Consider the following 7477-nt stretch of genomic DNA (forward strand, 5'->3'; position numbering starts at 1 on the left):
CGATGTGGACCGAGAGCAGGCGCGCGGCTTCATCGGCGTCGCCACGGCGTGCCGCCGCCAGTATGGCGCGATGTTCGGCCCAGGCGCGGCTGAGGGCCGCTTCGTCGCGAACCTCCAGCCAGCGCGCCCGTGACAGGCGTGTCATGGCATCACGGACCGCCCGGAACAGGAATTCATTGCCCGACAGACGCGCCAGTTCGATGTGAAAATCCATGCCGACGCGATGCCATTCCTCGCGCGGCGTGTCGTTGTCGCAGGATTCGAGCATCGCCTGGATGACATCGATGGCGCTCCGGTCCGCCAGGCTGCATGTCAGGCGAACTGCCGCAACCTCGACCGCCTCCCTGTAGACGGCGATCTGCTCGAGTTCAGCCAGATTGATCGGCGACACCGTCCAGCCGCGCCCGTCCCTGCCGACCAGCCCCTCGGTCTCGAGCCGCAGAAGTGCTGCCCTGACCGGGGTTCGCGATGCACCGAAACGGCTCTCGATCCAGCGCTCGGTCAGCTTTTCGCCGGGACCGATCTCGAGGCCCAGGATCATCTGCCGAAGCTGTTTTTCGACGCTGTGCATCTGCGACATTGTCGTTTCCATCTTTTGGCCGTTTGCGATCGTCTTGCCGATCACGTTCGACAGGCTGCATTGACAGCGGCCAAGCTTGCGTCCATGACGTGTACCATCTTGGTATCCCAAATTGGTATCCGCAGCAAGCATCGATAAAAGAGTTGCTGGGACAGGACATACGACATGCAGCAGAGCACGCCCCCGGCGACCGACAGCACCTACAACATCCACTGGCGGCGCAATCTGTTCGTGTGCTTCGCCGGTTCGTTTTCGACGCTTGTCGCCATGACGCTGCTTCTGCCGTTCCTGCCGCTCTATATCGAGCAGCTGGGTGCCGAGGGTCACGCGGCGATCGTGCAATGGTCGGGGATTGCCTATGGCGCGACGTTCTTCGCGGCGGCGCTGGTGGCGCCGCTCTGGGGACGTCTCGGCGACCGCTATGGCCGCAAGGTGATGCTGGTTCGCGCCAGCTTCGGCATGGCCATATGCATGTCGCTGACCGGCATGGTGCAGACGGTCTGGCAGCTGGTGCTGCTGCGGCTGCTCATCGGCTTTGCCGGCGGCTACTCCTCGGGATCGACCATCCTCGTCGCCATGCAGACACCCAAGGAGCGTTCCGGCTGGGCGTTGGGCCTGCTGTCGGCCGGCATCACGGGCGGGGCTCTGGTCGGCCCTCTGGTTGGCGGCGCCCTGCCGCCGCTGATCGGCATCCGCGCCACCTTTCTCCTCTCCGGCGGTGTCATCTTCCTGGCATTCCTGGCGACCACGTTTCTGATCAAGGAGAATCCCCGGCCGAAAACAGCAGACGCCGCAGCGACGCAGAAGCGGAAAGGCGGCTGGTCACAAATCCCCGACAAACGGCCTGTTGTCGCCATGCTGGCGACCGGCATGCTGTTGAGCTTCGCCACCATGTCGATCGAGCCGATCATCACCGTCTATGTGCAGCAGCTCATCGAGGACCAGAGCCGCGTCACGCTGGTATCAGGCGTCGTCATGTCGGCGGCGGCCCTTGGCGCCATCCTGTCGGCCTCGCGCCTGGGCAAGCTCGCCGACCGCGTCGGCCACTGGAACGTCATCATCGGCGCGCTTGCCGTCTCGGCGCTGCTGCTGATCCCGCAGGCCTTCGTCACGCAGAGCTGGCAACTCATCGGCCTGCGCTTCCTGATGGGTCTGGCGCTGGGCGGGCTGTTGCCCTGCATCACCAGCGTGATCCGCCACAATGTTCCCGATGGGGTCGGCGGCAATGTGCTCGGGCTGTCGATCTCCGCCCAATATGTCGGGCAAGTCGCCGGCCCCTTGCTGGGCGGCTTTGCCGGTGGTCATTTCGGCATGCGCTCGGTGTTTCTGGGCACATCCGTCTTGATGGCTGGGGGCGCGGTGTATAACTGGCTGGCACAGTCACGCCGCGAGCAGGACATGCTTGCCAACCCCGGCAAGCCCTGACGGGGTTGGGCGTCACGGGGCCCCAAACATGAGCACAGCCGAACGACCTTCCGACGACAGCAGCCGTATCCTCGTCCTGGCCGGGGGCCTCTGCGGTGCTGCCGGCGTGGCGCTGTCGGCCGCGGCGGCGCATCTCGGCGGCGCCTTCGTTGGCACCGCCGCATCGTTCCTGCTGATGCATGCGCCGGTCTTCCTTGCCGCCGGATTGCTTGGCGCGAACCGGATCCTGCGCATCGGCAGCCTGATCCTGCTGGTTGGGCTTCTGCTGTTCTGCGGCGATCTGCTGGCCCGCGATTTCATCGGGTCGCGGCTATTCCCGCTGTCGGCGCCGATCGGCGGCACGCTGCTCATTGCCGGCTGGCTGGCGATCGCTGCCTCGGCGCTGGTGCGCGTGCGGTCCTGACGCCCGCCGGCACCAAACGTCGAGCGTGGCGGCTAATCCTGCCGGCGCTCGGGCTTGATGAGCAATTCGCGATTGCGCCGCCGCAGCCTTGCCAACCGATGCCGCTCCGGCCGTTCGGAAGCCGGCGCGATGCCCCAATAGTTGCGATAGATGTCTTCAAATAGATAGCTCACGGGATGCATGATGTGCGCTCCTTTCAGCACTTGAATCGATCCAATCGAGAGGTGCGAAAAACCGACCCCGATCAGCTCCGCTTGCGCTCCACAAGGAACCGCAACTCGCGGACCCATGGGCTGGTTTTGCCGCGGCGCTTCTGCGTCGCGGTGTTCGACGAGATGCTCCAGTCGTTGCGGTAAATGTCTTCGAACAGAAAATTGACGGGATGCATGACACAACTCCCTACTTGATGTTGAATCGATCCAATTCTGCCAGCAGGCGTTTCCTTGGATCGATTCAAACATAGGCCCTATCGAAGCCTCGATCAAGCCAAAATTTGAACCGATCCAACGAAAGTGTTAAATGGGAAGAATTCAGGAGACGAAGATGGCGCCACTTATCTCTGCAAAGACAAGACCGGTCCGGCTGGCGGACATTGCCAAGGCAGCCGGCGTGTCGCACGGCACCGCGTCCAACGTCTTCGCCCGTCCGGAGATCGTGCGCGAGGAGGTCCGTGAACGGGTCAAGGCGGCAGCCGAGGCCATGGGATATGGCGGACCGGATCCCAAGGGCCGGCTGCTGCGCGCCGGCAAGGTCAATGCCATCGGTGTCGCGACCGCGGAACCCCTCTCCTATTTCTTCGACGATCCCTTTGCCCGGGTGATGATGGCCAGCATCTCGCAGGCTTGTGACGCGACCGGTGCGGGGATTTCGCTGGTCTCCGCCGTCAATGGCGAGCAGCTGGCGTGGAACATCCAGAGTGCGCTGGTCGATGGCTTCATCGTTTTCTGTGTCGATGGCGGCTCAAAGCTGGTCCAACTGGCACGTGAACGCAAGCTCCCCTTTGTGGCGCTCGATCTCGATTCGGACGACGACGATGCGGTCGCGGCGATCGGCGTCGACAACATCGCCGGTGCCGGCCTGGCGGCCCGCCACCTGACCGAACTCGGACATCGCCGCTTTGCCGTGCTTACCCTGCCCTGTGCCGACGCAGGCTTCGGCCCTACCACAAGGGAGCAGGTGGAAATGGCCCTCTACTCCGCTACGCGGGACCGCTTGCGTGGCTATTTCGCGGAACTCTCCCGCGTCGACATCGACGTCGAGCGTGTGCCGATCTACGAGACCGTCAATGACGAGAAGAGCGTGTGGGCCGGCCTCGAACATATTTTCGCCGGTGCCGAGGCGCCGACAGCCATCCTGGCGATGTCGGACAGGATGGCGCTCCATGCGCTGGACTGGCTGCGGCAGCACGACATTGCGGTACCGGGCGATGTTTCTGTCGTCGGCTTCGACGGTGTTCCGGAAGGGGCGGTTTCCAAGCCGCCGCTGACCACGATCGTCCAGCCGATCGCCGAGATGGGCCGCCTTGCCGTCAAGGCGATCCTTGAAAATGATGGTTCGTTCAGCCGGCAATCGCTGCCGGTCGAACTCGTGGTGCGGGCCTCATCCGGCCCCTCGCCCACCTGAGCTCAACGGCCCATTCTTGTCGCCATGCCCGGCATCGCGAAGGATGCAGCATGGACGGGCGATGCGGCGCTGTGAGCCGGCCTGCTTTTGGCGGACCAGCCAAGGCCCGATAGCCATTCGAGATAGTAGGCGAGCGCGAACTGCATGACGATGCCGGCCGATATCAACAGGCTGTCATAGGCAAATCCGCCCGGATTGATCAGCTTCAGCACCTGCGCCGCCATTGCAAGCACCGTGCCGGCAATGAAAACCGGCAGCGATCGTTTGCCCAATATGGCAAGCGGATGATCGCGCCCGGTGCGAAACAGATTCGAGATCGCCGGGAATGCCACGATCAGGTAGCTCACTGCGAGTATATGCAGGAGCCTCGGCAGCGACAGGAACGTCTTGTCGAAACCGGTCAGCACCGGAGGCAGGCCAAACCAGGAGATATGCCCCCAAAGCGGGCTGTGCACCCAGACCAGGGCCACAACGGTGTAGGCCAAGGCCGCCCCAACCAGCCAGCGATTGACCGGGATGGTGCCGCCGCGACGCACATGCAGCGTGCCCGCCAGGCCGATGTTGAAAAGGAACTGCCACGACAGCGGGTTGAGAAACCAGAAGCCGGGCTCGGGGTAGTTGGGCGGAGCAATCTGATAAATCCCCGCGACCAGCCACAGGGCGCCGGATGCCACCAGTGCCAGGACCGGCCGATAGCTGACAATGAGCAGGAACAGCGGCGCCAGCAAGAGCAGCACCGCATAGACGGGCAGGATGTTGTTGTAGCCGAGCTGGTGGCCGAGCGTCACGATGCCGATCAGCACCTGCGGCGTATTCTTGATCAACGGCTCGATGTTGATCATCGTCAAAAGCTCCGGCCGCCTGGCAAACACCGCCGCAGCGCAGAAAATGGCCATCACCACCATGGTGGTGACGATGTGGGTGGCATAAAGCACACCGGCGCGGCGCAACATCTTCAAAGTTGCCAGCAGCCGGTTTCCAGGCTGGAATTTCTTGCCGTAGGCGAGCGCGACCGAGATTCCCGAGATCAGCACGAAGACCTCCGCCGCATCCGAAAAGCCGAAATTCTTGTATGTCAGATACTCGAAGGCGGTACCCGGCACATGGTCGACATAGATGGTCAACAAGGCGAGAGCACGGATCACATCGATGCGCGTGTCGCGCTCAGTGCGGTCCGGGACACGCGCCTCGCGGTCTGGGACACGCGCATCGCGGTCCGGGGAAATCTGGGTGGTCATCGACAAAAAGGCCTCAAAGCTGGTTGTTCATACCGGCAATGCGACCCCCGGCGCACCGCTTCGATTCCTCCCGAAGGATGTTATCGGCGGAGAAACGGACTGTAATGCGCCCGGTTCAATCAACTTTCGCGGAGCTTGAAAATATTGCGTTTTGAAGCCGGCAAATTGAGCGAAACGTCATATAATCAAGAGGATGGTCGATGATCGACGAGACCTCACAAGATGGTGCGTTGCGGCGTGATCTCGCCTTCCACTACCGGCTTTACGGCGCGGCGGATTCAACGGGCGACTGCTTCTTCCTGCTGCATGGGTCGGGTGTCGACGAGACGACATTGGTGCCGCTGGCGCGAGAGATCGCACCGCGTGCCACGCTCATCGCGGTGCGTGGCCGCGTTGTCCAGGAGGATGGTTTCCGCTGGTTCGCGCGGATCACGCCGACGCGCTTCGAACAGGCGAGCATCCGCACCGAAACCGAGGCCTTTGCGGGCTTCGTCGCTGATGCGGCCACACGCCATCGTCTCGACCTCTCGCGCACAATTTTCCTCGGCTATTCGAACGGCGCCAATCTGGTTTCGAGCCTGATGCTGCTGCATCCGGGCCTTGTCGAACGCGCCGCGCTGCTGCGACCGATGCCGGTGCTCGATGATGTGCCGGCGACGGATCTGTCAAAGGTGCGGGTGCTGATGATCGCCGGCGCCGCCGACCTCACCTATGCGCCTTTCGCCCCTGCTCTGGTGACATTGCTCAGTCGGCATGGCGCCGAGATCGACGCCAGGATTGTCTCATCAGGTCATGAAGTCGGCAGCGCCGACGCGGCAATCGTCAGGCAATGGCTGGCGGGACCGGCGGCGGTGGCGCAGGCAAGCTGACAGGCTCGCCGCCACGACCAGCCGGCCTACCCTCTTCCCATCCGGGTCCAGGCATCCAGCCCGGCGATCTTGTAGGCTTCGGCGAGCGTTGGATAGTTGAAGGTGTTGTTGACGAAGAAGTCGACGGTGCCGCCGAGATTGATCACCGCCTGGCCGATGTGGATGAGCTCGGTGGCGCCCTCGCCGATGATGTGCGCGCCGAGCAGACGGCGCGTTTCGATCGAAAACAGCAGCTTCAGGAAGCCGGTGTTGACACCCATGATGTGGCCGCGCGAGGTCTCGCGAAAACGCGCCACGCCGACCTCGTAGGCCGCACCGCTCTCACGCACCTGTTCTTCAGACTGGCCGACCGTCGAGATTTCCGGCACCGCATAGATGCCATAGGGGAAGGTTTCCGGCGGCGGCGGCAAAGGCACTCCAAAGGCATGGCAGGCGGCCACCCTGCCCTGCTCCATCGAAGTCGAGGCCAGGCTCGGAAAGCCGATGACGTCGCCGGCGGCATAGATGTTGGGCACGCTGGTCTGGAAGGATTGCGGATCGACCTTGATGCGCCCTCTGGAGTCGGCGTCGATGCCGACGACATCCAGGCCCAGGCTGCCGACATTGCCGGTGCGGCCGGCGGCGTAGAGCACAACCTCGGAACGGATGGTGCGGCCATCGGCCAGTTCCACTTCGGCGGCGTCCGGCTTGGAGCGGATCTCCTTCACCGCGCTGCCCAGCCGGATGGTCATGCCGCGATCGCGCATCTGGTGGATGAAATCGTCGACGATCTCGCGGTCGACGAAATCGAGGATGGAGTTGCGCGGCTCGACCAAGGTTACCGGCACGTCGAGCGCGGAAAAGATCGTCGCATATTCGACGCCGATGACGCCGGCGCCGATCACGGTCAGCGTGCGCGGCAAGCGATCAAGCTCCAGCATCTCGTCGCTGTCGAAGACGCGGGTCTTGTCGAAAGGCACGTCGCGCGGGCGGTGCGGCCTGGTGCCGACCGCTATCAGCGCATTGGCAAAACCGACCTCGCTGTAATCGCCGGTGTCTGATGTCAGGCTGACCTTGTTGGGGCCAAGGAATTTCACCGCGGCGCGAGCGCTCTTGACCGTGTTGCGCATGAACTGGTGCTGCAGCACCTCGACCTCATGGTCGAGCGTCTTGTGCAGGCGCTCGACCAGATCGCCGACCGAAATATCCTGCTTGACGCGGTAGCCACGCCCGTAGAAGCCGCGCTCGCGCCAGCCCGAGAGATTGAGCACCGTTTCGCGCAGCGTTTTCGATGGGATGGTCCCGGTATGCACCGAGACACCGCCCAGACGCCGGCCGCGGTCGACCACCAGCACGGACT

General features: G+C 63.4%; 8 protein-coding genes. 4 read left to right on the forward strand and 4 right to left on the reverse strand.

The annotated features are described in order from the left end of the window. Window positions 1-580, reverse strand: a 580-nt coding sequence (locus tag EN925_RS15430; protein WP_164894225.1) for a GntR family transcriptional regulator, incomplete at its 3' end; no start/stop codon positions are given. A 165-nt stretch (window positions 581-745) separates the two neighbouring features. Between EN925_RS15430 and EN925_RS15435 the strand changes: the two genes are divergently transcribed. Both EN925_RS15435 and EN925_RS15440 read left to right on the forward strand, forming a co-directional pair. Continuing rightward, window positions 746-2005, forward strand: coding sequence for a multidrug efflux MFS transporter (locus tag EN925_RS15435; protein WP_127367173.1), 1260 nt, complete (start codon window positions 746-748; stop codon window positions 2003-2005). Between the two features lie 28 nt (window positions 2006-2033). Beyond that, window positions 2034-2408 carry a DUF423 domain-containing protein gene (locus tag EN925_RS15440; RefSeq protein WP_027162433.1) on the forward strand — a complete coding sequence of 125 codons (375 nt, stop codon included), beginning with the start codon at window positions 2034-2036 and terminating at the stop codon, window positions 2406-2408. 32 nt (window positions 2409-2440) lie between these two features. Here the strand turns inward: EN925_RS15440 and EN925_RS39670 are convergent, their stop codons facing one another. Further along, window positions 2441-2869, reverse strand: a complete 429-nt coding sequence (locus EN925_RS39670) for a hypothetical protein (RefSeq protein ID WP_164753438.1) — start codon at window positions 2867-2869, stop codon at window positions 2441-2443. Between the two features lie 82 nt (window positions 2870-2951). Here EN925_RS39670 and EN925_RS15455 point away from each other — a divergent pair, with 82 nt between their 5' ends. After that, the gene (locus EN925_RS15455; protein WP_127366111.1) at window positions 2952-4031 is read left to right on the forward strand and encodes a substrate-binding domain-containing protein; all 1080 of its coding nucleotides are present in this window, start codon (window positions 2952-2954) and stop codon (window positions 4029-4031) included. A gap of 2 nt (window positions 4032-4033) precedes the next feature. Here EN925_RS15455 and EN925_RS15460 read toward each other — a convergent pair whose 3' ends face one another. Continuing rightward, on the reverse strand, window positions 4034-5269 hold the full coding sequence (locus tag EN925_RS15460; RefSeq protein WP_024504692.1) for an OpgC family protein: 1236 nt from the start codon (window positions 5267-5269) through the stop codon (window positions 4034-4036). Window positions 5270-5469: 200 nt separating this feature from the next. Between EN925_RS15460 and EN925_RS15465 the strand changes: the two genes are divergently transcribed. Beyond that, window positions 5470-6138 carry an alpha/beta hydrolase gene (locus EN925_RS15465; RefSeq protein WP_127366112.1) on the forward strand — a complete coding sequence of 223 codons (669 nt, stop codon included), beginning with the start codon at window positions 5470-5472 and terminating at the stop codon, window positions 6136-6138. A gap of 26 nt (window positions 6139-6164) precedes the next feature. Here the strand turns inward: EN925_RS15465 and sthA are convergent. Further along, window positions 6165-7477 (reverse strand): Si-specific NAD(P)(+) transhydrogenase (sthA, locus tag EN925_RS15470; protein WP_128336673.1); only part of this gene is annotated, 1313 nt, incomplete at its 5' end.

Source organism: Mesorhizobium sp. M7A.F.Ca.US.006.04.2.1, assembly GCF_004022915.1.
GTDB classification, from domain to species: Bacteria; Pseudomonadota; Alphaproteobacteria; order Rhizobiales; family Rhizobiaceae; genus Mesorhizobium; species Mesorhizobium ciceri.

Excerpts from the sequence above, each read along its gene's own strand:
- EN925_RS15435 (WP_127367173.1), top strand. The coding sequence starts at position 746 with ATGCAGCAGAGCACGCCCCCGGCGACCGACAGCACCTACAACATCCAC.
- EN925_RS15440 (WP_027162433.1), top strand. The coding sequence starts at position 2,034 with ATGAGCACAGCCGAACGACCTTCCGACGACAGCAGCCGTATCCTCGTC.
- EN925_RS39670 (WP_164753438.1), bottom strand. The coding sequence starts at position 2,869 with ATGTTTGAATCGATCCAAGGAAACGCCTGCTGGCAGAATTGGATCGAT.
- EN925_RS15455 (WP_127366111.1), top strand. The coding sequence starts at position 2,952 with ATGGCGCCACTTATCTCTGCAAAGACAAGACCGGTCCGGCTGGCGGAC.
- EN925_RS15460 (WP_024504692.1), bottom strand. The coding sequence starts at position 5,269 with ATGACCACCCAGATTTCCCCGGACCGCGATGCGCGTGTCCCAGACCGC.
- EN925_RS15465 (WP_127366112.1), top strand. The coding sequence starts at position 5,470 with ATGATCGACGAGACCTCACAAGATGGTGCGTTGCGGCGTGATCTCGCC.